Origin of the sequence: Rheinheimera sp. UJ63 (genome assembly GCF_021568285.1) — a bacterium.
Classification (GTDB): Bacteria; Pseudomonadota; Gammaproteobacteria; order Enterobacterales; family Alteromonadaceae; genus Alishewanella; species Alishewanella maricola.
Genome location: NZ_JAKGTQ010000007.1, coordinates 18,728 through 43,170, shown reverse-complemented (window position 1 = coordinate 43,170; position 24,443 = coordinate 18,728). Strand labels below are relative to the sequence as shown.

Genomic DNA, 24,443 nt, shown 5'->3' with positions numbered 1-24,443 from the left:
GCTGTGGTAAAAACAGTAACGAAGCCGTTAAAACGTACTTGGCTTTATCCATAAAAACAACATTCTCGCGATGATGCCCATCACCAACCAAGTGAAAGGTGTTAACGCTGGTTAATAAGAGCGTTTAACGATAAATAAACGCCAGCATAATGATATAAAAACAATAGTTTTAAGGAGCAACACCTTGGTGAACATGAAAAAAGCCCTACTGGCATCGGCCATCAGCATAGCGATCTCAGGCTCTGCGCAGGCCGGCATTCAGCAATTAAAAGCGGCCAACGGCCAAAGCGTGCATGAAGTTTATGGTGCCGTATCAGCTTCCATTGATGAGCAAGTCCAAACGCCCAGCGCATGGTACGTATTATTAAATGCCCCGGCCACTACCGAAGCTTTAAGCGGTCAGCAATATAATGTGCAGCTTGCGCAGCAAATTACCGCTCAAGTTGAAACTTTACAACAAGACATCACGGCGCAATTGTCAGTATTAGATGCAGATGCACAAGTTTTAGCAACGACTAAAAACTTAGCAGCCGGTCTCGTTGTGCAGGCTAGCCCAGAAGCTTTAGTTGCACTGCGTGCGAATCCTGCCGTGGTTGATATTATGCCTATTTATGACAGCGAATTGCATGTTGCCGATAGCGCGCCCTACATCAAAGCGAAACAAATTGTTGATGCCGGTTTAGCCACGGGCGCCAATACTCGCGTGGCAATTTTAGATACCGGTATCGATTATACTCATAGCCTATTAGGTGGCCCAGGCACAGCAGAGGCTTACAGCGCAGCTATTGCCGCCTCAGCACAAAGCACGGCTCCAGCTTGGCCACAAGGGAGTGTGATAGGTGGCTACGATTTTATTAATAATGATCCAAACCCAATTGACCCTGCAGCCGAAGGCCATGGTACTTGGGTCGCCAGCGCTGTTAATGGTATTGCCCCTGAAACATCTTTTTATGGTTATAAAGTGTGTGCGCCTGCACCGGTCAACTGTACGGGTGTGGCACAACTTCGCGCTTTAGAAGCAGCGATGGATCCCAATGGTGATGGTAACTTAGAAGACCGTGTTGATATTATCAACATGTCTTTGGGTGGTCAGTTTGGTTCAACCCAGAGAACTTCAGGTACCCAATTCTTAATTCACCGTGCCGTGAATTTGGGTGTGAACGTGGTGATTTCTGCCGGTAACGATGGCAATATCCCGTTTCGTGTTGGCGGCCCTAGCACCACACCTAATGCGCTCTCAGTAGGTGCAATGACTAACCCAGTTACGTCTGTGGGTGTTTTTGAAAGTGCTAAGATCGACGGTGATGATGTGGCAGTAGTTGCCGCGGGTTTTAACAAGTCTTTTGATTTTAGTTTTAACTCTAGCACCACGCCATTAGTGGTTATTCCAGGAAGTTACCTTGCCTGTGATCCTTTGGCTGAAGATGTGGATTTAACGGGTAAAGCGGTATTGTTATCGCGTGGTACCTGTGGCTTCGTGGTAAAAGCCAAGGTAGCACAAGATCGCGGTGCCGCCTTTGTTATTATTGCCAATAGCAACCCGGGTGAAGCGCCGATTGTTGCTGGTGGTACTGATGATTCGGTGACAGTGCCAACCGTCATGATTACCAAAGAAATTGGCGATACCATCAAAGCCAAATTAGATGCTGGCGAAGTAGTGAGCTATGACATTAAATCTGCTGCTAAATCCGGCGCGGGTGCGACAGCCGATTTCACATCACGTGGTCCATCAATGGATGGTTTATTAAAGCCTGAAATTACCGCGCCAGGTGTGCAAATTCAAATGGCACGAACCGGTACGGGCACAGGTACTTCAAGAGCAAATGGTACCTCATTCTCCGCACCGATTACTGCTGGTGGTGTGGCTTTAGTGCGTGAGTTATTGCCAGAGCGTAATGCTTCTGAAATTAAAGCGACGTTAATGAACACGGCCAATATGGACGTGTACTTAACACCAAAAGCCATTAATCCAGACGCAAAATTAGCGCCAATAAGCCTGATCGGTGCCGGCTTAGTGGATGTGGAAAAAGCAGTCAGTTCGCCTGTTGCTGCATGGGTACATGATACGGCTTTTGATACTAAACAAGCGGCATTGTCTTTTGGTCTGCAAACGCTTGATAGCGTCAGCTCCATGACAAAAACAGTAACGGTTAAGAACTTCAGTTCTGCTGCAAAAACTTACCAATTAAGTGCCCAAGCGCGTTACGCTGATAAAGCGGCAACCGGTGCATTAAATTGGAGCATGCCAGCCAGTATTACAGTACCAGCAGGCCAAACGGTTAACTTTGATGTGACTTTGACTATTGACCCGGCTAAATTGCCGGCATTTACATTAAGCAATGGCGTGTATTACAGCCCATTGATGGCCGCTTCTCAGCTCGATGTGTCTGAATATGATGGGGCGATTGTTTTCAACGATACTGCAACCAGCACAGCGAACGACTTGCATCTGGTTTATCACATTATCCCGAAAGCGGCAGCGAAACTGCGCTTAGAAGGTGAATTAGTCAGTGGCAAAGCCGTGACCAAAGTGACCAATACCGGTGTTGTAGAAGTTGAGCCTTTTGCTTCAACCTTAGTGGCTGCGTCGCCAGTCAATGCAGCCTTGGATCCTAAGCATGATATTCGTGCGGTAACGCTTGATATTGACGAGGCGGCTTTCTGTGGTTCAGGTTATGCGGTATACCCAACTATTCACTTAGAAGGTGGAGTTAACCACTTATTACAAGGCAACTATTCAGTTGATTTGGATGTGAATAACGACGGTGTGTACGACTTTACCATGAACACCTTACTCATTACTCGGTTTGGCGCAGCTTATGCCGCTTCACCAGGTGTGTTTGTATCGTTCAATACACGCTTTGGTACTTTATCTGGTCCGTTTGGTGATGTGATCCACTATGCTGGTGGTAAGCAAGTGACGCTTGAAGCCTGTTTTGAATCTGTCGGTTTATCTGCCATGGATTTAGGTCGTACCGTTAATGCACGTGTTAGAACAAGTAGTGACTCTTACTCACTGACAGCAACGAACATTGCCGATTCACTGACCACCACAATGACCATTGCACCATCACCAGCGGTGACATTATCAAGCAGTGCCGAAGTCACGCCAACGCCAGCAGCTGCTGAGACTACTGCCGCAGATGACGATACCGTTGTTACTAAGCTGCAACCCGGTGAGTCTGCTTACGTGATGCGTCCAGCAGGGGATAATCGTAGTTTTGTGATGATTTCTGCCGCAGCAGAAGCTATTGCCGTAGCCGATTACTCAGCCCCAATGGCAGCGCCAACAGTTACCGCAAACCAAACTTTCTCCGTGAATGAAAATACGGCGACAGGTACGGTGATTGGTACCATTGATGCAGAAAGTGATTTCCGCTCTGCCATCGCCGAGTTTGTTGTTCTGGGCAGTTCTTCTTCGGTTATCAAAGTAGAAAGCAACGGTGACATCGTTGTTGCCAATGCGGCTTTACTGGATTACGAAGCGGGCTTGACGTCAGTACAATTTGAAGTGGCAGCAATGGATACGGCAGGGAGTGTCTCTAGCCCAGCGAGTGTAACAGTTAATGTGGTTAACGTTGCAGATGCCATGCCGACCTTAACAGCCTCGGTGACTATGGCAACCTTAGCATCGGGTACTGCTGCAGGAACTGTTGTCGGTTCTGTTACTGCACAAGCAAAAGAGTCGGGTGCGACGATCAGCTCAGTAACGACGAACAATTCATTGTTTGCCGTACAAAATGGCCAGTTAATTCTGACGCGTTCACCGAGCCGTGATGATGCAAAAACTCATAGCATTACGATCACCGCTCGTGACACTGCAGGCTTACAGGCAACGGCTAACGCCAGTGTTACTGTAACGCATAAGAGCTCAGGTGCTTTCGGACTGTTTGGTCTGTTATTAGTGCCGGTGCTGTTTATTCGTCGCCGCTTTGCTAAAAAAGCGTAATTAAACTTTCGCTTTAAACTAAAAAACCTCCGACATTGTCGGAGGTTTTTTTTATAGCTTAAACCAAAGTTTAAAGTTTATCGTGGATAGCTTGCAGATCATCTACGCTAAAATGATAAGACTTATTACAGTATTCGCATGACATATCCAGCCCGCCTAGGGCTTGCTGTTCTGCCACTACGGCACGGCCCAAGCTAAATAAAGCGGTTTCACACTTTTGCTTCGAGCAACCACAGACAAAGCTAATTGCTTGGCTAGGAAACACTTCAACCTGTTCTTGATGGTACAAGCGATAAAGCATGTCATTAGGCGGCAGGTCTAACAGCTCCGTCGCGGTAATAGTATCGGAAAGGGTGACTAAATCTTGAAAATCCTCTCGCGCTTTATCGGGATCAACCGGTAAAACTTGTAACATAAGCCCAGCGGCTCGGCTTTTCTCGCCAATATCGGTGAATAAATAGAGGCGGGTAGGCAATTGCTCTGATTGATGAAAATATGCTTCCAGCGTTTCGCTTAAACTATTCCCTGTCAGCGGAATAATGCCCTGATAACGCTCGCCTTGAGTGGGGGTGATGGTGACTATTAAATAGCCATGCCCAATCAGTTCGTTAAAGCTCTCGCCTTGTAACTCGGCTTGCATTCGCACTACACCACGAAACTGTTGAAGGTGATTGCCATTTACCGCGGCGAATTTAACTGGGCCATCACCTTGCAGCTGAACAGCAATTTCGCCTTCAAACTTTAAGGTAGCGGTGAGTAAGCTGGTCGCCATAACCAGTTCTGCCAGTAATTGCTTAACGGGTAATGGATATTGGTGATGTTCTAACATGTGTTCTAGGCTGTCACTCGCATAAGCTAATTCACCGCGAACATGTTTTTGTTGAAATAAAAAACGTATCAATGCATCCGAAGCCATGCTGGTTTCTCTCACTGCTGGGATTTTAATAATAATAATTGCCGCCGCTCTTTTTTATCGGGTTTGGTATCCGGATGCGGTGCAAATAAAGAGTTGGTTTTACGTAATTCCGCGCGCTCTGCGCGCCGCTGCGTACTTTCAGCGGTTTCTTCATAAAGTTGTTGTGCCAAAGGTGCAGCTAAACGCTTTTCTGTTAAGCCGGTCACGATCACAATTTTTTCATCTACGCCTTGCGCTAAACGAATGGTTGCTCCAATCTCAACTTGACGACTTGATTTACAACGTTGGCCATTGTAATGAACCTTTCCACCGTCGATCATGTCTTTAGCTAACGCACGTGTTTTATAAAAGCGGCAGCCCCATAACCACTTGTCTAAGCGAATATTCTGCGGTGCTTTTTTATCAGTGTGATGTTGAGTTGTCATCTTTTACCTGTAAATTGTTCGACCATGGTAAATTCTTTCACGTATAGACAAAGGTTATCACGAGTTGCGTTGACTAAAAACCATGGCCACCCTGATGGTCGGTTTGGCTATTATAGTGGAAAAGTTCTTTTTGGCTTACAATCAGAGTCATTTTTATGGTTATAAGTTTGTAAATAAGCACGGCAAAGCTTGTTGATGCCGTTGCAACTCAGTAAGATGCCTTTAGCTTAATATCAGGATGAGAGTATAAATTTGAGTTTCTCAATGTCCCTTCTTCAGTTGCCTACGCAGCTACAAAGGCTGCCGTTACGGCCGCTTCGCAGCGCCTTAAATCTGTTGCTGCTGTTGATATTAGCCTGGCTGCTCGCAAAATTGAGTTGGCAGTTACTGCCATCGCCTACCGCACCGGCCTTAACGGTGTCGAGCAGTGCTAGTAACGGCAACGTTAATCATGAAGTACCGCAAGATTTAAACAATTTAACGCGCTATGCGCTATTTGGTGAAGCGGCACCCGAAACAGCCGCGCCAGTGGCGGTGGTTACTGAAGCGCCAAAAACACAATTAAATGCCAAATTAACGGGCTTAGTGGCTGTGCCCGCTAAGCCTGAAGCCGGTAGTGCCATTATTGAGCAACGCGGCACAGAGGTAACTTACGCTGTTGGTGATAATCTTGAGGGTACCCGTGCTAAATTGCATCAGGTGTTAGACGATCGCGTATTGCTGGAAATTAATGGTCGCTATGAAACCTTAATGCTGGATGGTGTCGAATTTACGCGTATCGCGCAAGCAAATGCCGGCTTAGGCCGGGAAGATAATGCCGATGCCTATGCCGTAGAAGAGCCCATAGTGTTAGCGCAACCCATTGCGACAGGGTTTAATACACCTGAAGTGCAGGCTCGCCGTGATGAGATTATGGCTGAGCCGATGAAGTTTTTCGATTATGTGCGGGTGACACCGGTACAGCGAGATGGACAGCTTGCGGGTTATCGTTTGATGCCAGGCAAAGATATTGCTGTCTTTCAACAACTCGGTTTTTTAGAAGGCGACCTGGCCATTGAGATCAATGGTGTGGCGCTAAATGACATGCAACAAGCGTTGCGAGTAATAAATGATATGCGCGATGCCACAGAAGCATCGGTAAAGGTTGAACGAGATGGCGAAATCAGAGATATTCTGTTTAGTCTGTCACAATAATATAATGATAAAAATTGGTTAATCTCTCATGAAATCAGGCTTTTTCCTCCGGAACAAAGGGCGCACTCTTGCAAGCATGATGTTAGCTGCGTTGCTCAGCTTTTCAGTGGCCGCAGATAGTGACATTAAGTACTCGCCAAACTTTAAAGGTACCGACATTAATGAGTTTATTAATATCGTCGGTATGAATCTGAAAAAAACCATTATTGTAGACCCGCAAGTACGGGGTCGGATCAATGTGCGTAGTTACGATATGCTGACCGAAGAGCAGTATTATCAATTCTTCCTCAATGTGCTGGAAGTATACGGCTTTGCCGTTGTCGAAATGGACAGCGGCATTATGAAAGTCGTGCGCAACAAAGATGCGAAGACATCCAATATACCGGTAGTGGGGGATGATGATCCGGGCTTTGGCGATGAAATGGTGACGCGGGTGGTTCCGGTGCGTAACGTCTCGGTTCGCGAATTAGCCCCCTTGTTACGGCAGTTTGTTAACCAGGGTGGTGGTGGCCACGTGGTAAACTATGACCCTTCTAATGTTATTATGATGACGGGCCCTGCTGCCCTCGTGGCGCGCTTGGTTGATATTATTCAACGCGTGGATAAAGCGGGCGATCAGGAATTAGAAATCCTGAAACTGAATTATGCCTCTGCTGCCGAAATCGTTCGTATTTTAGAAAATATCTATCGTTCACAGAATCGTGGTGAACAACCTGATTTCCTTGTGCCGAAAATTGTCGCAGATGAACGTACCAATAGCGTTATTGTCAGCGGCGAAGCGCAAGCCCGTGAGCGCGTGATTGCGTTGGCCAAACGCTTGGATGCGGAATTACAAACCAGCGGCAATACCCGAGTGTTGTATCTGAAATACGCCAAAGCTGAAGATCTTGTGCCAGTGTTAAAAGGCGTCAGTGATTCTATTGTCGCTGAAGCGCAAGGTGCACAGCAAGCGACACCGCAAGCCGCACGACGCAGTGGCGGTCGTGAAATCAGTATTGAAGCGCATCCAGATAGCAATTCTTTAGTGATAACAGCACAACCCGATATGATGCGCTCCCTCGAAGATGTCGTAAGGCAGTTAGACATTCGCCGTGCGCAGGTGCTAGTTGAAGCGATTATTGTCGAAGTGTTTGATGGCACGGGCACCGATTTTGGTGTGCAATGGTTAAATGAAAATGGCGGTGGCACCAACTTTACCGGCACTAATACGATTCCAATCGTGAATATTGCAGCGGGCGCGGCACAAGCGTCACAAATTACTCGCGGTACTACCACACAATCTCGTGATCCCACCACCGGCGAATTGATAACGACCACTACCGCCGATAGTAATCGCGATTATACCCAGCTAGCCACTGCTTTGCAGAGCTTAAATGGCGCCTTGTTAGGGTTTTATAATGGTAATTGGGCCGCCATTTTGCAGGCTGTGCGTACCAGCACCAACTCTAATGTTCTGGCGACGCCACATATCACCACCATGGACAACCAAGAAGCGATTTTCTTAGTCGGTCAAGAAGTACCAGTCATTACCGGTTCAACGGTAGGGTCGAGTAACACTAACCCTTTTCAACAAGTACAGCGCCAAGAAGTGGGTATCAAGCTAAAAGTTACCCCACAAATTAACGAAGGCGATGCGGTACAGTTAGTGATTGAGCAAGAAGTATCCAGTATTGGCGGCACCACCGCGGTTGATATCACGATTAACAAGCGTGAGATTAAAACCACCGTGATGGCCGATGACGGCGCCACTATTGTACTGGGTGGGTTAATTGACGAAGACGTGCAAGAAAGTGAATCAAAAGTTCCGCTGTTAGGTGACATACCTATTCTGGGGCATTTATTTAAATCAACCAGTGTCAGTAAGCGTAAACGTAACCTGATGGTATTTATTAAAGCGACCATTGTTCGTGACGGTAGCGCTATTAGTGGCATCAGTAAGCAAAAATACAACTTTATTCGTGCTGAGCAATTAAAACGGGAAGAAGAAGGTATTCGTTTAATGCCGCTGACTAAACAAGCCGTGTTGCCTGAATGGGATGAGTCGTTGAAATTACCGCCCAGTTTTAACGAATATATTGAGCAGCAAAACCGGCCAGCTGTTGATGGGAAGAAAGAACAATGATGAGCGATGTCGCCGACCTGGAAATAACACCGGTCAGCAGCAAAATCCGCTTACCGTTCGGATTTGCTAAACGCTATGGTGTGTTATTGCAGCAACAATCGCAAAATTGGGTGCTGTATGTGCAGCCGACTACGACGCCACAAGCTTTGCTTGAGGTGCGTCGTTTGTTGGCAGAGCCTTTTACAGTGCAGAAGCTGGATGCTGCAGCCTTTGAGGTGTTGCTCGAAGCCTCTTATCAACGCGATTCTTCGGAAGCGCAGCAGTTGATGGAAGATATTGGCAACGAGGTCGATTTGGCCTCGCTTGCTGATGAGATCCCTGAAGCGGAAGATTTGCTGGAAAATGAAGATGACGCGCCGATCATTAAATTAATTAACGCTATGCTCGGTGAGGCCATCAAGCTAGGCGCGTCAGATATTCATGTTGAAACCTTCGAAAAAGCCTTAATTATTCGCTTTCGGGTTGATGGGTTATTGCGGGAAGTGCTGCGACCACATCGGCGTTTATCCAGCTTATTGGTATCGCGAATTAAAGTCATGGCCAAGTTAGACATCGCTGAAAAGCGTTTGCCACAAGATGGTCGTATTAGTTTACGTATTGCCGGTCGCGCAGTGGATGTGCGGGTATCCACCATGCCATCGAGTCATGGCGAGCGTGTGGTTCTGCGGTTACTTGATAAAAATAATTCGCATCTGAATTTAGCCGATTTGGGGATGACCCCTGCGGTAGAGCAGCTATTCTCGCAACTCATTTTAAAACCACATGGCATTATTTTGGTCACGGGCCCTACCGGCTCGGGTAAAAGCACCACCTTGTATGCCGGTTTAACCGAAATAAACACCAAAGATCGGAATATTTTAACGGTCGAAGATCCGATTGAATATGAATTAGAAGGTATTGGCCAAACGCAGGTTAATAGCAAAGTGAATATGACCTTTGCTCGCGGCTTGCGTGCGATTTTGCGCCAAGACCCCGATGTGGTGATGGTCGGTGAAATTCGCGATCTTGAAACAGCACAAATTGCCGTACAAGCCAGCTTAACCGGTCACTTAGTCTTATCTACTTTGCACACGAATACGGCCGCCGGTGCCATTACCCGCTTAGAAGATATGGGGATTGAAGCCTTTTTACTGTCTTCGAGTTTACTCGGCGTGTTGGCGCAACGATTAGTGCGAACCTTGTGTCCGCACTGCAAAGCCGCGCATGTACCTGATAAAGAAGAACGTCATTTACTCTCGGCCAATAAAACAACAGACTTGTTGATTTATCGGGCTACTGGGTGTGAGCACTGTAACTTTAGTGGTTACAAAGGCCGTACCGGCATCCATGAGCTGATTGTGGTCGATGATCAAATGCGTGAGATGGTGCATAACGGTAAGGGCGAGCAACATATTGAAAAATACGCACGTCAATTCAGCCCCAGTATCCGCAGCGATGGTTTTAGTAAGGTGTTAGCCGGTATTACAACGCTAGAAGAAGTATTACGGGTTACCCGTGAGGATCTGTAATGGCGGCCTTTGAATATCAAGCCTTAGATGCCTTTGGTAAAAAAGCCAAGGGGGTATTAGAAGCCGATAATGCCCGCCAAGCGCGACAGTTATTGCGTGAGCGTAAATTAACGCCTTTGGTGGTCGAAGTGGCCTCGCAGCAAGAAAAAATGCTGGCCAGTGGCAAAAGTTGGTTAAAACGCAAAATATCAGCGGCCGAGCTGGCGCTGATCACCCGGCAAATTGCCACCCTAATTGCTGCCGCGTTACCGATTGAAAGTGCTTTATTGGCTGTAGCCGAACAGTGTGACAAACCGCGTTTAAAAAATATGATGATGTCGGTGCGCTCTAAAGTTGTCGAGGGTTATAGCCTCGCCGAGGGCTTAGCCGAATTTCCACATGTGTTTGACCATCTGTATCGCTCAATGGTGGCGGCAGGCGAAAAATCTGGGCATTTGGATCAGGTACTTAATCGCTTAGCCGATTATACCGAGCAGCGGCAGCATATGCGTAATCAGATCATTATGGCCTCGGTCTACCCGATCGTTATGGTCGTGGTGTCGTTACTGGTCATCGGTATTTTATTGGCGGCAGTTGTACCAAAAATTACTGAGCAATTCGAATACATGGGGCAACAATTGCCCGCACTCACCCGATTTATGATCAATGCCAGTGAGTTTACGCAAAGCTACGGCGTTATTCTTGTCGTCGGGCTGTTATTGTTGCTGGTGGGTTGGCAACGATTATTACAGCGGCCTGCATTTCGGTTGCGCTATGATCGGCGTATTCTCAGAGTTAAAGTGATTGGCCGCATCGTCAACAGTGTAAACACTGCGCGGTTTGCACGAACGCTAAGTATTTTAAATGCCAGTGGTGTGCCGTTATTAGATGCTATGCGCATTAGCGCTGATGTGTTAGCCAACAGTTATATGAAACAAAGCGTGGCAGAAGCCGCGGCGAGAGTGCGGGAGGGGACCTCGTTAAAAGCAGCTTTAGAGCAAACTAAACTGTTTCCACCGATGATGCTGCATATGATTGCCAGCGGTGAAAAAAGCGGTCAACTTGATTCGATGCTAGGACGTGCCGCCGATACCTTAGACCGTGAATTTGAAATGACCATGACAGTTTCGTTAGAGATTTTTAAACCTTTAGTGGTTATTGTCCTAGCGGTAGTGGTGTTTCTGATCGTCTTGGCAATTCTATTGCCGATTTTAGAGCTTAATAATATGGTAGGAAAATACTAAATGAAAAAGAGTGCCGGTTTTACCTTGCTGGAAGTGATGGTGGTTATCGTCATCCTAGGATTGCTAGCCAGCTTTGTCGTGCCAAATTTAATGGGCAATCAAGAAGAAGCCGCTCGTCAAAAAGTCGTGGTGGACATTCAACAATTAGAAAATGCGTTAGATATGTACCGCTTGCGCAATAGCTTCTATCCCACCACGGAGCAAGGGTTAGAAGCCTTGGTCACAGCACCGACTTCGCAACCGGTGCCACGTTCTTACCCTGAAGATGGCTTTATTCGTCGTTTACCCAAAGATCCTTGGGGTGAAGAATACATTTTGATCAGCCCTGGCCAAATGGGTCGCTTAGATGTGTTTAGTAAAGGGCCGGATCGGGTCGCGGGTACAGATGACGATATTGGTAATTGGAATTTAGACGGTAGCAATTCAGGCAATAATTAATGCGGCGTGCTGCGGGCTTTACTTTATTGGAAGTGATGCTGGTGATACTGTTAATCGGCATCCTGGTGTCAACGGTAGTACTGAGTTTTGGTAATGACTCAGTGCAAGACCGTTTAGACAAAGAAGTAAATCGCTTTCAACAAGTGTTTCAGCACTTTGCTGAAACGGCTGAATTGCAGCAACAAGAATGGGGCCTAGTGGTCACAGAAAATAGCTACGCTTTTGTGTTATACAGCGATGATGGTTGGCAGTGGGTTGAAACCCCAACGGCTGCGGCAGCCTATCAATTACCTAGCGGCCTGTTATTGCAGTTAGAGCTAGAGGGGTTGCCGGGCGCTGAGCAAAATTTGTTGAGTCAGTTAGAGTTTGACACGCCCGAGTTAACAGAATTAGCTGAAACGGCGGCTGAGCCACCGCTTCCTAAGGTCTTTATGTTGTCGTCCGGTGAAATCAGCCCGTTTCGATTACAGTTTCGATGGCGTGAAAATGGTGAAACCTTAGAGCAAACGGTCGGCACCGATTTTAGTATCCCGTTAACACGTTTTGAATTAGGTAATCGTTAATGCGCCAGCGTGGTTTTACCTTATTAGAACTCTTAGTCGCGTTAGTGATTTTTGCCACCGCGGGTGTGGCGATTATGCAAGCCAGTACAAATCACATGCGCGCCTTACTGCAATTAGAAGAGTTAACCATTGCCAGTTATGTCGCGAACAATCAATTACAACAAGCACAATTTTCGCGAACTTGGCCTCCGCGTGACTTAGAACAAGGCGAAGTCGAGATGGCAAACCGCACCTGGCGTTGGCAAATGCGTGCCACCACAGTGCCGGATCAAGACTTGCGCGAGTTGACGGTCAGTGTACGTTTAGAGCAGCAGCCCGACGTGGTGATATATCAGCTTAAAACCTATGTTGGGCGGCTTGATGAATAACCGTGGATTCACGTTTTTAGAAATGCTGTTGGTGATGGCGCTGTTTGCCATCGTGGGTTTATCTTCCGTAGCCGTTTTGAGCACCGTGACGCAAAGCGATGCTGCCTCTAAGTTATCTATCGCCCGTTTGCAACAATTACAACGCGCGATGCTGTTGCTAGAGCGCGACTTTATGCAAATCAGCCCTCGTTATGTGCGCATTGAAGGTGATGCACCGCGGCAAGAGCGGTTGTGGGGTGAGCAGTATTTGCTTGAAAGTGAAGATCATGGGGTCAGTTTTACGCAGCAAGGTTGGCGTAATCCGGGCATGTTATTGCCGCGCAGTGAAGTGCAAGCGGTGGCTTATCGTTTACAAGATGGCCAGTTACAACGCTTGTTTAATGTCTATGTCGATGCCGTAAATAATACCGAGCCACAACAACAAAATTTATTAGCTGAGGTTGAGCAATTTCAACTGACGTATTACAGCGCTGGCGAGTGGGAAGAGCGCTGGCAGCACCAATATTTGCCAGAAGCGATCAAAGTACGCATTAAGCAACGCGATTTAGGTGAGTTAGAACGGATCTTTGTGTTACCCAATGCGCTTTGGCGCAAGGGGGGATTATGAGCATACGCCAATCGCAACAGGGCGTTGCTTTAGTCACCGTTATTATGATTGTGGCCATCATCACTGTGCTGGCCGTTGGCATGAGTAGCCGTTTGCAATTGCAATTGCAACGTCAGCAAAATTTACAACAACAACAACAAGCTTTTTGGTATGGCATGGGGGCAGAAGCCTTTGCTCGCGTGTTGTTACGTCGCTCCTTAGCGGGTGCGGAGACGGTGCATTTAGGCCAAGATTGGGCTGCGCAGGGCGCCAGTTTTATGGTCGAAGATGGTCAAATTGCCGGTGAAATACAAGACTTACATAGTTGTTTTAATTTAAATGCTTTGCAACAGCAGCCGGACCGAACTCAGCCAGGCCAATTGCAGCAAACGTTAGCTCAGCGTAGTTTTCAACGTTTGTTAGAACAAGTCGTGCCGGAGCTGAGTATGCCTGCAGAATATTTAACGGCTCGGGTGAGTGATTGGTTAGATGCTGATAGTTTGCTCAATACCGCTGGCGGTGCTGAGCAAGATGATTATGCCAGTTTAGCTTTTCCCTATTACACCGCGAATAGTTTGTTTGTATCGGTAACCGAGTTGCGATTGATGCTTGATTTAACACCGGCAGATTATCAATTACTGCTGCCTTATGTTTGTGTTGTGCCAGAGCAAGCTGAATGGTTGTTAAACGTGAATACCTTAACCGAAGATCGCGCGGCCTTATTAATGGCATTGCTACCGGAGTTAACCGAAGCACAAGCCCAAGAAGCCATCTTATCGCGACCAGAAGAGGGTTATACTGATGTGGACAGCTTTTTGCAAAGCAGCGCCTTGGCCGGTTTAACTGTGCCAGATGACGTGAAAAAAGTACTGACCGTTAAGTCTGATCACTTTACACTGCTAGCAACCACTGCCTACTTAGAAACCGGCTTTCGGCTGACAGTGGTATTCAAACGAGAAGAAAATAATGCAATCAAGGTATTGGCTCGGCGTTTTGGAGGCCAGGGATGAATGAACACATAATTATCAGGCTGGGTAGTCAGCCTGAGCAAAGCATCAGTTGGTTGGTCTGGGCGCCGTTAACGCAAGAAGTGATCGCGAGTGGCGAAATTGCCGCTGTCAGTGAATTACCGCAACTCGCCGCAAGGCTGGGTGCGGATCGTGCCGTAGTGGCTCTGGTACCTGCGGCCGATGTGTTACTGAAAAAAGTAGCGTTGCCAGCAAAACCGAACAAGCAATTGCTCCAAGCTTTGCCTTACATGCTTGAAGAAGAGCAAGCCGAAGATATTGATAAACTTTATATTGCGCTGGGTAAGGTAGAACAGCTAGCCGAACAATATTGGCAACAAGTGGCCATTTGTCAGCGACAACGATTAGAGCAATGGTTAGGATGGTTACAACAGGCTGGCTTTAAGGTAGTGCGCTTGGTGCCTGATGCTTTATTGCTGCCCGCTACCCGCTTACCTTGTTGTATTGAGTTACAGCAACAATGGTTACTGCGGCAAGATGAGTGGCAGGCAACCTCAATTGAAAGCGGTTGGTGGCCAGATTATTTGGCTTTAGCACAATTGCCGCAAGTGCTCAGTTATAGCCCATGGCCAGCACATGTGCAGCATTTGCATGATACAGCAGCGCCTGAGCTACCTTTAGCCTTGCTCGCGAAAGGCCTAAACGAAACCGATTTTAATCTGTTGCAAGGTTCATATGCACCAAAGCGTGCACAGAATCGTTATTGGCAACAATGGAAATTAACGGCGATGATCGGCGGCCTATGTTGTTTACTGTATTTTGTGCAGCTTGGCACGGAAGTATATCAACAAAAACAACAGTTAGCGGCGACAGAGCAGCAACTGCGTGCCTTGTATCTCGATACTTTCCCGAATGATCGCATTGTCAATTTGTCTAGGCAAGTACGGCAAAAACTGCAAACCGTAGGTGCTGGTAAGCAAGAGCCGCATTTCTTAAATTTATTAGCGGTTCTACAGCAGCGGTTAGAAAAGCTTCCTGATCTGAAATTAGATTCGCTTCGCTACGATGCCTCTCGGCAAGAATTACGTTTTGGTGCCAGCGCTGCCGGTTTTCAGAGCTTTGAGCAATTAAAATCACAACTAGAGCAGGCCGGCTATCAAGTCGAACAAGGCGCACTGAGTAACGATGGTAATCGGGTACAAGGCTCTGTTGTGATGCGAGGTGCAGTATGAAGCAACGCTTTTTTCAATGGTGGTATGGCTTAGCGTCACGTGAACAACGCTTAGTATTAATTGCAGTGCCTTTAGTGATACTTGGGGTTTTTTATTGGTTAATCTGGCAACCGTTACATCAGGCTAAGCAGCAAAATGTGGTTGCTTTACAACAAATGCAACAACAGTTGATCGCTTTACAACAAGCTAAGCCGCTATTACAGCTGGGTGATACCAGCCCAGAACGCGTAGGTGGCAGTTTAGCGCAGATTATTAGTAATAGTGCACGTAGCTTTAATATTCGGGTCAGTCGGATGCAACCGCAAAATGATCAGTTGCAATTGGTGCTAGATGATATTGCTTACGCACAATTATTACCGTGGTTACACCAATTACAGTATCAAAATGCGGTGCGTTTAGTCAGTTTAGACATTGGCGCCACTGATAAACCGGGTATCGTTCGCGTGCGCAGAATGGTTATTGAGTAGTATGAAAAAATATTGGAAGTATGTTTTAGTTTGTTTGCTGGCTTATAGTGTTTTTATGTTCGTTCTTACGCCAGCCAGTTGGTGGCTACGCTTAGCGCCATTACCGGCTACTGTGCAGTTAGGCACGGTTACTGGCACATTATGGCGCGGCGAAGTACAAGGTATCGCTTATCAAAACCTCGTGTTACCGACATTAGAATGGCAACTCGCGCCATGGTCATTATTGACGCTGCGAGCCAAAGTTAGGTTTCAAGCCGGCAGTGTGCAGCAAGAGCAGCAGCCTTACATGCAAGGCACTTTAATTGCAGGTTTTAGCGGGATGCAACTGCAGCAATCCTTATTAAAAATGCCTGTGGCAACCGTGGTGCCGATGTTGCAATTACCGCTACCCGTGCAAGCTACGGGGAATTTGCTGTTGCAAATAGACCAACTTAATTTAAAACAAGGTGCGTGTCAGCAATTGCAGGGCCAGGCGTCATGGCTTGATGCCAAGCTACAACCGCCAACAGGGCAATGGCTAGATTTACAGCAATTGCATGCAGATCTCAGTTGTGAGCAGGATCTGCCGGTGCTGGTAACCGATGCCAATAACGTGCTGTCCTTAGATATTCGCGCGAGTATCAAGCCAAATGGTCGTTTGACGGTACAGGGCAGCCTAAAACCGGCGGCCGACTTACCCGAAGAGGTGCACCAAGCGATGCGCTTTGTCGGGCAGCCGGATGCGAATGGCCGTTATTCATTAAACTTTTGATGGCGGCTCTCATAAATAGCCGGTAGCAGTTGGTGGTAATCGGTAACCGCAGCATAGTCACTGAAGCTATTATGCGGTTTTTGACTGTCTGGGTTAGCCACCGCCAATAGATGCTTAATACCAAACTGTTCTGCGGCTTGTAAAATGGCTAAGCTGTCATCAACGAATAAGGTTCGATTAACATCAAAACCTAACCGATGTTGCAGTTTTTGCCAGAGCAGTTGGCTTTCTTTCGTTACGCTAAACTCATGCGTCGAGATTAACTCTTCAATATAGTTAGCAAGATCAGTGCGTTCGAGCTTTAAAGACAAGCTGTCAGGATGCGCATTAGTCACCAGCACAATATGTCGCCCGGTGGCTTTTAGGGCAGTGAGAAAAGCCGGCACATCTGCGCGCATTTGGATTTTATGGATAATTTCACGCTTTAATTCGGTGATCGGTAATTGCAGTCTTTTGCCCCAGTAATCGAGGCAATACCATTCTAGTTTACCTTGCAAACGTTGGTATTCTTCTGCCAATTCAGCCGCCGCTTGCTGAGGGCTGATACCGCTAATTTCAGCCCAGCGCAGGGGTAAATGCTGTTGCCAAAAGTAATTATCAAAGTGCAAATCGAGCAGGGTGCCATCCATATCGAGCAAGACGGTGTCGATTTCTGACCATTGCAGCATAGGTTTTTCCTATTAATCGTTTTATAGTAGTGTTTGATGTTAAGTTTACCAGAGAGCCCAGTATGACGCAGCGTAACAGCGACAAACAAAAACCAGAAATTCTTGCGCAGGAAATTGTCGCTCAAAGTCGATTGTTTAAAATTGAGCAATTAGAGTTACGGTTTAGCAATGGGGTAGAGCGCACTTACGAAAGAATGCGCGGCAGTAATCGTGGTGCAGTAATGATTATTGCTTGCCCTGATCCCGATAACTTTTATCTGGTACGTGAATACTCGGCAGGCACCCATGATTATCAACTTGGCTTCCCCAAAGGCTTGATTGATCCTGGTGAGGACGTGGTGACAGCGGCTAATCGTGAACTCAAAGAAGAGATTGGTTTTGGCGCGAAGCGCTTCGTGCAATTAAAATCTCTGGCTTTAGCCCCAGGCTATTTTAATGCTACAATGCATATAGTATTAGCCTTCGATTTATACGTGGAGCGTCTGGCTGGCGATGAGCCAGAGCCACTGGAGCTAGTGAGCTGGTCACGTCAGCAAACGGATTTATTGCTGCAACAGGCCGATTTTACCGAAGCACGCAGCGTAGCTGCCTTGTTGCTGGCACAACAGTATTTGGAAGCGAATCCGGATGTTTTTAAGCAAACTGCTGGAACCTGTAAAAACGACAGCCCGTGAAGCGGGCGCTATTTTGTGGGAAATGTACCAAACTGGTAATTTTACCGAACAACAAAAAAGTGACAGCAGTCCGGTCACCACCGCTGATTTGGCGGCTAATGCCCATATCATTGCACAACTATCGGCCTTAACGCCCGATATCCCGATCATCTCAGAAGAAACACATCTGGTTCCTTTAGCGCAGCGTTCAGATTGGCCACGTTATTGGTTAATTGATCCTATGGACGGTACGCAAGAATTTGTGGCTCGTAGTGGCGATTTTGCCGTGAGCATCGCTTTAGTAGAACACGGCTGGCCAGCGCTAGGGGTGATTTACTGGCCAAAAGAAGACGTTATTTATTATGCAACGCGCGGCAATGGTGCTTTTAAGCAGCAAGCAAACTTAATTAAACGCATCGCTGTACATCAACATCAAGCCGGTGAACAGCTGCGTATTGCGGTAAGTCGGCGCCAACCACGACAACCGATCATGGATTTGCTCAGTGTGACACAACAGGTCGAGTATATCCCGCTGGGTAGCTGCTCTTTAAAAAGCTGTTTGGTTGCTGAGGGTAAAGCCGATTGTTATTTACGGCTAGGCCCAACCGGTGAATGGGATACGGGCGCGGTGCATGTCATCGTTGAAGAAGCCGGTGGTAAAATCCTCGACAGTCAATTTGCCCCGCTGAGTTACAATCAGCGTGAAACCCTAGCCAATCCAGATTTTATGGTGATAGGTCAAGCTGCGGCTCCTTGGTCAGACTTAATTCGCGCAAAGAGCACTACGCGGATCCTGTAATTAAATTACCAAATTCTGTAAGTTAGCAACAGGCTGCAGCCCTTGCTGTTATTGGCTTACAGCCCGATTGCTTGTCAATAATCGCTATCTTTTATGTTTGAAAAACGCTATGCTTATTAGGTGTTTTTTGAACAAATTTCAGCCGTTTGTTCAAAACGCAACAAAATTTAAATAGTCCGCTAGAGACGCACCTTTACCTACAGTACCCTAGGAGTCAACAACATGTCCGATCTGGATCTGGGCCAATACGGCATCACGGATGTCGCGGAAGTCATTTACAACCCTTCATATGATTTACTATTCGCGGAAGAAACACGTAGTGATTTAACTGGGTATGAAAAAGGTAAACTCACAGAGTCAGGCGCCGTATCGGTTGATACAGGTATTTTTACCGGTCGTTCTCCTAAAGATAAATACATCGTTCGAGATGACACTACACGCGATACGGTTTGGTGGTCTGATCAAGGTAAAAATGACAACAAGCCTATTAGCACTGAAGTATGGACCGACTTAAAAGCGCTGGTCACCAAGCAATTATCAGGTAAGCGTTTATTTGTTGTTGATACCTACTGTGGTGCGAATGCCGATACTCGCTTAGCCGTTCGTTTTATCACTGAAGTGGCGTGGCAAGCGCATTTCGTTAAAAACATGTTTATTCGCCCAACAGACGCTGAGTTAGCGACCTACAAGCCTGATTTTATTGTGATGAATGGCGCGAAATGTACTAATCCTGATTGGCAGAAGCATGGCTTAAATTCAGAAAACTTTGTGGCTTTTAACCTAACTGAGCGTATTCAGTTAATTGGTGGCACATGGTACGGCGGCGAAATGAAAAAAGGTATGTTCTCTATGATGAACTACTTTTTACCGCTGCAAGGTATCGCTTCGATGCACTGTTCGGCCAACGTAGGTGCGGCAGGCGATGTTGCTGTCTTCTTCGGGTTATCAGGCACGGGTAAAACAACGTTATCAACTGATCCAAAACGTCAATTAATTGGTGACGATGAACACGGTTGGGATGACGCTGGTGTATTTAACTTTGAAGGCGGCTGTTACGCCAAAACGATCAACCTATCGAAAGAGAATGAACCTGATATCTTCAATGCAATCCGTCGTGATGCCTTGTTAGAGAACGTCACGGTCGCAGCTGACGGTAAGATTGATTACAACGATGGTTCTAAAACCGAAAACACGCGTGTCTCTTATCCGATTTATCATATCGATAATATCGTGACACCTGTATCCAAAGCGGGTCATGCGAAAAAAGTCATTTTCTTAACGGCGGATGCCTTTGGCGTGTTACCACCGGTATCAAAATTAACCAAAGAACAAGCGAAGTACCACTTCTTGTCTGGTTTTACGGCGAAACTGGCAGGCACCGAGCGTGGCATTACTGAGCCAACGCCAACCTTCTCTAGCTGTTTTGGTGCGGCTTTTTTAAGCCTGCACCCAACGCAATATGCGGAAGTATTAGGTAAGCGGATGGCAGCAGCAGGCGCTGAAGCTTATTTAGTGAATACCGGTTGGAATGGTTCTGGCAAGCGCATTTCGATTAAAGCGACGCGAGCTATTATCGACGCTATTCTAGATGGCAGTATCGAGAACGCAGAGTTTGTGCAATTGCCTTACTTTAATTTAGCCATGCCAAAACATCTGCACGATGTTGAAGATGGTATTTTGGATCCGCGTATGACGTATGCCAATGCGGCTGATTGGGAAGTGAAAGCTCAAGATCTGGCCAGCCGTTTTGTTAAGAACTTTGAAAAGTTTACTGACAATGCCGAAGGTAAAGCCTTAGTTGCTGCTGGCCCTCAGCTGTAATTACTGCGCGTTATTAAAAAAGCCAACCTCGTAAGGTTGGCTTTTTGCTTTTTAAGCCGCAGGTTCTGGTTTGTATTGCGCAAGTCCTCGCGGCTTTCTTTGTCTCGTTAATGACATTGATGCAAAGTTGGCGCTATGTCTCCGTTGTTGCCAGTGGGAATGGCAGAAGACGATTATGACTTCGCACGCTTGGCAATACCGTGAAAATGCGTTGGGCCGCCAGGCATCGTGGGGTCCATTTGAAAGTCGATATCGATAATCTCCCAACCTTCTTCCCCTAATGCATTTAAGTAAGCTTCAGCTTGCTCTACCGTTCGCCCTCTAAGAAAGCCAGTTTTTCCAGCGTTGGCAGAATCAATAATTTTATATTCCCACATAATCGTTTATCGCTCCTTTATTGCGGTATCGGCTAGGTTCTACATTGAGCCTTCAGCGGCTTGTTGTTGCATAAAATGCTGTTTAGACATCAGGTTGACTGTTTCGTCTAACTCAGAATAGACAATCAAAACCTCGCCTGCTTTTAGTTGCCGCCGGATAGCTTGTACCTTGGCAGCTAAGGACACTTCTTGCTCACCGTAATCGGTGCCTTCGCGCAGCACAAAGCTTTCAATTAAGTTATCTAACGTGGTGGGGTCGATATCGGTATAAGAAATAATCATAGGTTTAGTTGCTGCTTAATGAAGGCGGGGATCCGCTGGTTAAGCCAGAATACCGGTTTAAACGGGCTGCCACCCGTCACAAAGCCAACATGTCCACCATGTTGGCTCAGTTCGTAGTGTACACTGGCGCTTAAGTCTGTTGGTTTAGGGATCACGGCATCACTTAAAAATGGATCGTCATGGGCATGGATCACCAAGGTGGGAATTTGAATATGCCGCAAAAACGCTTTGCCACTGGCTTTTTGATAATAATCTTGTGCATCACGAAAACCATGTATTGGTGCAGTATAATGCTGATCAAACTGTTCAATACTGCTAAAACTGCGAATTTGCTCAAGGGTTAGCGGTAAGGGAAAGTTAGCATGTGACGCCAGTTTCTGTTCGGTACTGGCTTTTAAACGGCTTAATAAATAGCGTTGGTACACCTTGCTGCTGCCGCTATTGATGCGTTTGGCACTGGCAGATAACGCTAAGGGCGGGCAAACGGCCACCGCAGCTTTAAGTAGATTCGCCCCGCCTTGCTCACCACAATATTTGACTAACACATTGGCGCCGAGCGAAAAGCCGACAGCGCTGATCGGCATTAGCGGAAAGCGTTGCTGTATTTGCGTGATGACTTCGGCAAAGTCACCGGTATCACCACTATGATAAGCGCGTGGTAATTTATTTGGTTGGCCATGGCAGCCACGAAAATGCATTAACACGGCAGGCCAATTGCGCTGTTTTAGTTCTGTGAGTAAGCCTTGAATATAATGGCTATCGATATTGCCCGCTAAACCGTGTAAGAGCACCACTAAAGGCCGCGTATCCGTCGCCTTGGGTAATTCTGTCCAATTTAATTGCAGTTCATCGCCATCGCTAAGGGTAAATAATTCTGCTTGGCTACTGAGCCGAGCTTTTGGGCTTAAGTACTTTGCGAAAATGGTTTGCAGGTGAGCATGCTTTAGCCACCACGGTGCTTTAAAGCTGCTGGTATAAACTGGTCTGATCTGAGCTTGCAAAAGGCGGTATCCTAGTAAACAATGAATCATTAATGATATTTAGGTGCAGCACTATGCAACGAAGACAATTTATTTTATCCGGTATCGCTGTTGCTGCTGCATCAAGCCTAGGGATTGGCGTTTGGGGTTGGCAGCACAGCTTTACCCCAAACCACGCTAACCGAGATCTTGTGCTATCAGCGTTATTACCGGCTTTATTATTGGGAGCCTTACCCACAGCTGCGACTTTAGCAGAAGCGGAGCTGATACGCACTAAAACGGCCATTGCCGATTTCATCCCTTTCTTGCCGTTACGCCAGCAACAAGAATTACATCAGTTGTTTAATCTGCTTGCCCAGCGCCTAACTCAACTGGGTTTAACCGGGCATCTTAGCCGTTTAACGAGTTTATCTTTGCCACAACGTTTGAGCCTGTTAGCGGCTTGGCGTGATAGTTACTTGCAATTGTTACAGCAAGCTTATCATGGGCTAAGAGAGCTGTTGTACGGCGCTTACTATGGTCAACCCGAGCATTGGGTCGCGCTGCCATATCAAGCCCCGAGATTTCGCTAATGACAGTGAAACATATTGATGCCAGTACTTTAACGCACGATCAGCATTATAGTGCAGATGTAGTGATTATCGGCTCCGGTGCAGGGGGCGGCATTGCCGCCGAGCAACTTACCGCAGCCGGTTTTCAGGTGTTGTTAGTGGAGGAAGGCGCATGGTATCAGCGTGAAGATTTTGTCATGGAAGAGCGCTGGGCTTATCCGCAGCTTTATCAAGAAGGTGCGGCCCGTAAAACGCGTGACCAAGCGATCAGTATTTTACAAGGTCGTACGGTGGGGGGATCAACCACAGTCAATTGGACATCGTCATTTCGTACGCCAGCGGCTACCCTGGATTACTGGCAACAGCAATTTGGTTTAGCGTTTCAAGCGGAGCAAAGTCTGATCCCTTTTTTTGCTTTAGCGGAACAGCGTTTAAATATGCAGCCTTGGTCGCTGGCACCAAATGCGAACAACCAGCAGTTGCAGCGAGGTTGCACGTCATTAGGTTGGCACTCTGGTGTCATTAGTCGTAATGTGAATGGTTGCGCGAATCTTGGCTATTGTGGTTTTGGTTGCCCGATAAACGCCAAACAATCGATGTTGGTGAGCACTATTCCTGCAGCGCTGGCGCAAGGGGCAACATTACTCTCTCGTTTGTCGGTACGGCAATTAAACTGGCAAGGAAACAAAATTCACAGTCTCAGTGCATTGCCGGTTAATGCTTATTTTCAGCCGCAAAAAGGCATTAACGTCACGATCAGTGCCAAGCATTATATTGTTGCAGCGGGGGCCATAGGTTCTCCGGCGTTGTTACTTCGCTCGAAGGTACCCGATCCTTCCAAACGGTTAGGTAAGCATACTTATTTACATCCGAGTGTCATTTCGGGTGCCATATTTGACGAGCGTATTGCCGGTCATCAAGGCGCGCCGCAATCTATTTATTCTGATCAGTTTGTTTGGCCACAAGATAAAGAACACATCGGTTATAAACTGGAAGTGCCCCCCGTACATCCGGTTTTAATGGCGACGAAGTTAACGGGCTTCGCCGAGCAGCATGCGCTATTAATGCAGCAATTTGACCATCTTCAAGTCACCATTGCGTTGTTACGCGACGGCTTTCACCCAGATAGCCAAGGGGGGCATGTCCAATTAGATCAATTTGAGCAGCCATTGCTGGATTACCCGATCAGTGATTACCTATGGCAAGGGATGCGCAAGGCGTTGTTATCGATGGCCGAGTTACAATTCGCCGCCGGTGCCAAACAAGTTTTGCCGATCCACCATGACGCGCAAGCTTATCGTAGCTGGTCAGAGGCGCGGCAAGCTATTCACAATTTAGCGTTAAAACCACTGAAACAAACCGTGGTGTCCGCCCATGTGATGGGAGGATGTAATATGAGCGCAAAAGAGCAGGATGGGGTAGTTGATAGTTTTGGCCGACATTTTCAACTGGAAAACCTGTCGATATTTGATGGCTCTATCTTACCAAGCAGTTTGGGGGTTAATCCGCAGCTGACTATTTACGCGTTGGTTTGGCGTAATTGTCAGCAGTTAATTCAGCAGTTAACCTAGCTTGAATTTTTAAGGGGATAGGGCTTAACTA

General features: G+C 47.0%; 24 protein-coding genes. 18 read left to right on the top strand and 6 right to left on the bottom strand.

Features of this window, described 5'->3' with window-relative positions; genetic code table 11:
- Nucleotides 1-193 precede the first annotated feature (193 nt).
- Complete coding sequence (locus tag L1N97_RS15125; protein WP_236130424.1) at nt 194-3,949, top strand: S8 family serine peptidase; 3,756 nt, start codon at nt 194-196, stop codon at nt 3,947-3,949.
- Nucleotides 3,950-4,019: 70 nt separating this feature from the next.
- On the opposite strand, the gene hslO is transcribed toward L1N97_RS15125, so the two are convergent.
- Both hslO and hslR read right to left on the bottom strand, forming a co-directional pair.
- The gene (hslO, locus tag L1N97_RS15120) at nt 4,020-4,865 is read right to left on the bottom strand and encodes an Hsp33 family molecular chaperone HslO (protein ID WP_236130373.1); all 846 of its coding nucleotides are present in this window, start codon (nt 4,863-4,865) and stop codon (nt 4,020-4,022) included.
- 11 nt (nt 4,866-4,876) lie between these two features.
- Nucleotides 4,877-5,290 (bottom strand): ribosome-associated heat shock protein Hsp15, encoded by a 414-nt coding sequence (gene hslR / locus L1N97_RS15115; RefSeq protein WP_226751321.1) that lies wholly within the window; start codon nt 5,288-5,290, stop codon nt 4,877-4,879.
- 264 nt (nt 5,291-5,554) lie between these two features.
- Here hslR and gspC point away from each other — a divergent pair, with 264 nt between their 5' ends.
- The 12 genes from gspC to L1N97_RS15055 all read left to right on the top strand — a co-directional run bounded on the left by gspC (nt 5,555) and on the right by L1N97_RS15055 (nt 16,710).
- On the top strand, nt 5,555-6,484 hold the full coding sequence (gene gspC, locus L1N97_RS15110) for a type II secretion system protein GspC (protein WP_268964799.1): 930 nt from the start codon (nt 5,555-5,557) through the stop codon (nt 6,482-6,484).
- Between the two features lie 76 nt (nt 6,485-6,560).
- Nucleotides 6,561-8,606, top strand: a complete 2,046-nt coding sequence (gspD, locus tag L1N97_RS15105) for a type II secretion system secretin GspD (RefSeq protein WP_329605564.1) — start codon at nt 6,561-6,563, stop codon at nt 8,604-8,606.
- Complete coding sequence (gspE, locus tag L1N97_RS15100; RefSeq protein WP_329605563.1) at nt 8,603-10,114, top strand: type II secretion system ATPase GspE; 1,512 nt, start codon at nt 8,603-8,605, stop codon at nt 10,112-10,114. The genes gspD and gspE overlap by 4 nt, the downstream gene beginning before the upstream one ends.
- Nucleotides 10,114-11,337, top strand: a complete 1,224-nt coding sequence (gene gspF / locus L1N97_RS15095) for a type II secretion system inner membrane protein GspF (RefSeq protein ID WP_229586017.1) — start codon at nt 10,114-10,116, stop codon at nt 11,335-11,337. Before gspE ends, gspF begins: the two co-directional genes overlap by 1 nt.
- Nucleotides 11,338-11,775, top strand: coding sequence for a type II secretion system major pseudopilin GspG (gspG, locus tag L1N97_RS15090; RefSeq protein WP_229586016.1), 438 nt, complete (start codon nt 11,338-11,340; stop codon nt 11,773-11,775). It abuts the gene before it with no gap.
- Nucleotides 11,775-12,338: a type II secretion system minor pseudopilin GspH gene (gene gspH, locus L1N97_RS15085; RefSeq protein WP_229586015.1), complete on the top strand. Its 564-nt coding sequence runs from the start codon at nt 11,775-11,777 to the stop codon at nt 12,336-12,338. Before gspG ends, gspH begins: the two co-directional genes overlap by 1 nt.
- Entirely contained in the window at nt 12,338-12,706 is a 369-nt protein-coding gene (gene gspI / locus L1N97_RS15080; RefSeq protein ID WP_229586014.1) for a type II secretion system minor pseudopilin GspI, read from the top strand. Before gspH ends, gspI begins: the two co-directional genes overlap by 1 nt.
- Nucleotides 12,699-13,313 carry a type II secretion system minor pseudopilin GspJ gene (gene gspJ, locus L1N97_RS15075; protein ID WP_229586013.1) on the top strand — a complete coding sequence of 205 codons (615 nt, stop codon included), beginning with the start codon at nt 12,699-12,701 and terminating at the stop codon, nt 13,311-13,313. The genes gspI and gspJ overlap by 8 nt, the downstream gene beginning before the upstream one ends.
- Nucleotides 13,310-14,302: a type II secretion system minor pseudopilin GspK gene (gene gspK, locus L1N97_RS15070; protein ID WP_229586012.1), complete on the top strand. Its 993-nt coding sequence runs from the start codon at nt 13,310-13,312 to the stop codon at nt 14,300-14,302. The genes gspJ and gspK overlap by 4 nt, the downstream gene beginning before the upstream one ends.
- A complete protein-coding gene (gspL, locus tag L1N97_RS15065; RefSeq protein WP_236130370.1) occupies nt 14,299-15,492 on the top strand; it encodes a type II secretion system protein GspL in 1,194 nt (397 codons plus the stop codon). The genes gspK and gspL overlap by 4 nt, the downstream gene beginning before the upstream one ends.
- Nucleotides 15,489-15,959: a type II secretion system protein GspM gene (gspM, locus tag L1N97_RS15060; protein ID WP_229586010.1), complete on the top strand. Its 471-nt coding sequence runs from the start codon at nt 15,489-15,491 to the stop codon at nt 15,957-15,959. Before gspL ends, gspM begins: the two co-directional genes overlap by 4 nt.
- 1 nt (nt 15,960) lies before the next feature.
- Complete coding sequence (locus L1N97_RS15055) at nt 15,961-16,710, top strand: type II secretion system protein N (protein ID WP_236130369.1); 750 nt, start codon at nt 15,961-15,963, stop codon at nt 16,708-16,710.
- Here L1N97_RS15055 and yrfG read toward each other — a convergent pair.
- Complete coding sequence (yrfG, locus tag L1N97_RS15050; protein ID WP_229586008.1) at nt 16,692-17,378, bottom strand: GMP/IMP nucleotidase; 687 nt, start codon at nt 17,376-17,378, stop codon at nt 16,692-16,694. The two genes, L1N97_RS15055 and yrfG, sit on opposite strands and share 19 nt — an antisense overlap.
- 62 nt (nt 17,379-17,440) lie before the next feature.
- Between yrfG and nudE the strand changes: the two genes are divergently transcribed.
- The 3 genes from nudE to pckA all read left to right on the top strand — a co-directional run bounded on the left by nudE (nt 17,441) and on the right by pckA (nt 20,651).
- On the top strand, nt 17,441-18,052 hold the full coding sequence (gene nudE, locus L1N97_RS15045; RefSeq protein WP_229586007.1) for an ADP compounds hydrolase NudE: 612 nt from the start codon (nt 17,441-17,443) through the stop codon (nt 18,050-18,052).
- Nucleotides 18,006-18,830, top strand: coding sequence for a 3'(2'),5'-bisphosphate nucleotidase CysQ (cysQ, locus tag L1N97_RS15040; protein ID WP_229586006.1), 825 nt, complete (start codon nt 18,006-18,008; stop codon nt 18,828-18,830). The genes nudE and cysQ overlap by 47 nt, the downstream gene beginning before the upstream one ends.
- A gap of 222 nt (nt 18,831-19,052) precedes the next feature.
- The gene (gene pckA, locus L1N97_RS15035; protein ID WP_229586005.1) at nt 19,053-20,651 is read left to right on the top strand and encodes a phosphoenolpyruvate carboxykinase (ATP); all 1,599 of its coding nucleotides are present in this window, start codon (nt 19,053-19,055) and stop codon (nt 20,649-20,651) included.
- Between the two features lie 173 nt (nt 20,652-20,824).
- Here the strand turns inward: pckA and L1N97_RS15030 are convergent, their stop codons facing one another.
- Genes L1N97_RS15030 through L1N97_RS15020 form a run of 3 tightly spaced genes read right to left on the bottom strand, consistent with a single transcriptional unit; the run spans nt 20,825 to nt 22,311 of the window.
- A complete protein-coding gene (locus L1N97_RS15030; protein ID WP_229586004.1) occupies nt 20,825-21,028 on the bottom strand; it encodes a DUF4177 domain-containing protein in 204 nt (67 codons plus the stop codon).
- A 39-nt stretch (nt 21,029-21,067) separates the two neighbouring features.
- Complete coding sequence (locus tag L1N97_RS15025; RefSeq protein ID WP_229586003.1) at nt 21,068-21,310, bottom strand: YheU family protein; 243 nt, start codon at nt 21,308-21,310, stop codon at nt 21,068-21,070.
- Nucleotides 21,307-22,311 (bottom strand): hydrolase, encoded by a 1,005-nt coding sequence (locus tag L1N97_RS15020; RefSeq protein ID WP_229586002.1) that lies wholly within the window; start codon nt 22,309-22,311, stop codon nt 21,307-21,309. Before L1N97_RS15020 ends, L1N97_RS15025 begins: the two co-directional genes overlap by 4 nt.
- Before the next feature lie 53 nt (nt 22,312-22,364).
- Here L1N97_RS15020 and L1N97_RS15015 point away from each other — a divergent pair, with 53 nt between their 5' ends.
- Both L1N97_RS15015 and L1N97_RS15010 read left to right on the top strand, forming a co-directional pair.
- A complete protein-coding gene (locus L1N97_RS15015) occupies nt 22,365-22,862 on the top strand; it encodes a hypothetical protein (protein ID WP_229586001.1) in 498 nt (165 codons plus the stop codon).
- Entirely contained in the window at nt 22,862-24,412 is a 1,551-nt protein-coding gene (locus L1N97_RS15010; protein WP_236130368.1) for a GMC family oxidoreductase, read from the top strand. The genes L1N97_RS15015 and L1N97_RS15010 overlap by 1 nt, the downstream gene beginning before the upstream one ends.
- Nucleotides 24,413-24,443: the final 31 nt, after the last annotated feature.

Bases quoted from the DNA above. Each gene is read 5' to 3' on its own strand.
- L1N97_RS15125 (WP_236130424.1), top strand. From the start codon at position 194: ATGAAAAAAGCCCTACTGGCATCGGCCATCAGCATAGCGATCTCAGGC.
- cysQ (WP_229586006.1), top strand. From the start codon at position 18,006: ATGTTTTTAAGCAAACTGCTGGAACCTGTAAAAACGACAGCCCGTGAA.
- gspK (WP_229586012.1), top strand. From the start codon at position 13,310: ATGAGCATACGCCAATCGCAACAGGGCGTTGCTTTAGTCACCGTTATT.
- pckA (WP_229586005.1), top strand. From the start codon at position 19,053: ATGTCCGATCTGGATCTGGGCCAATACGGCATCACGGATGTCGCGGAA.
- gspJ (WP_229586013.1), top strand. From the start codon at position 12,699: ATGAATAACCGTGGATTCACGTTTTTAGAAATGCTGTTGGTGATGGCG.
- gspD (WP_329605564.1), top strand. From the start codon at position 6,561: ATGATGTTAGCTGCGTTGCTCAGCTTTTCAGTGGCCGCAGATAGTGAC.
- gspL (WP_236130370.1), top strand. From the start codon at position 14,299: ATGAATGAACACATAATTATCAGGCTGGGTAGTCAGCCTGAGCAAAGC.
- gspI (WP_229586014.1), top strand. From the start codon at position 12,338: ATGCGCCAGCGTGGTTTTACCTTATTAGAACTCTTAGTCGCGTTAGTG.
- L1N97_RS15055 (WP_236130369.1), top strand. From the start codon at position 15,961: ATGAAAAAATATTGGAAGTATGTTTTAGTTTGTTTGCTGGCTTATAGT.
- gspH (WP_229586015.1), top strand. From the start codon at position 11,775: ATGCGGCGTGCTGCGGGCTTTACTTTATTGGAAGTGATGCTGGTGATA.
- gspM (WP_229586010.1), top strand. From the start codon at position 15,489: ATGAAGCAACGCTTTTTTCAATGGTGGTATGGCTTAGCGTCACGTGAA.
- gspF (WP_229586017.1), top strand. From the start codon at position 10,114: ATGGCGGCCTTTGAATATCAAGCCTTAGATGCCTTTGGTAAAAAAGCC.
- L1N97_RS15030 (WP_229586004.1), bottom strand. From the start codon at position 21,028: ATGTGGGAATATAAAATTATTGATTCTGCCAACGCTGGAAAAACTGGC.
- L1N97_RS15015 (WP_229586001.1), top strand. From the start codon at position 22,365: ATGCAACGAAGACAATTTATTTTATCCGGTATCGCTGTTGCTGCTGCA.
- L1N97_RS15010 (WP_236130368.1), top strand. From the start codon at position 22,862: ATGACAGTGAAACATATTGATGCCAGTACTTTAACGCACGATCAGCAT.
- hslO (WP_236130373.1), bottom strand. From the start codon at position 4,865: ATGGCTTCGGATGCATTGATACGTTTTTTATTTCAACAAAAACATGTT.
- gspC (WP_268964799.1), top strand. From the start codon at position 5,555: ATGTCCCTTCTTCAGTTGCCTACGCAGCTACAAAGGCTGCCGTTACGG.
- gspG (WP_229586016.1), top strand. From the start codon at position 11,338: ATGAAAAAGAGTGCCGGTTTTACCTTGCTGGAAGTGATGGTGGTTATC.
- yrfG (WP_229586008.1), bottom strand. From the start codon at position 17,378: ATGCTGCAATGGTCAGAAATCGACACCGTCTTGCTCGATATGGATGGC.
- nudE (WP_229586007.1), top strand. From the start codon at position 17,441: ATGACGCAGCGTAACAGCGACAAACAAAAACCAGAAATTCTTGCGCAG.
- gspE (WP_329605563.1), top strand. From the start codon at position 8,603: ATGATGAGCGATGTCGCCGACCTGGAAATAACACCGGTCAGCAGCAAA.
- hslR (WP_226751321.1), bottom strand. From the start codon at position 5,290: ATGACAACTCAACATCACACTGATAAAAAAGCACCGCAGAATATTCGC.
- L1N97_RS15025 (WP_229586003.1), bottom strand. From the start codon at position 21,310: ATGATTATTTCTTATACCGATATCGACCCCACCACGTTAGATAACTTA.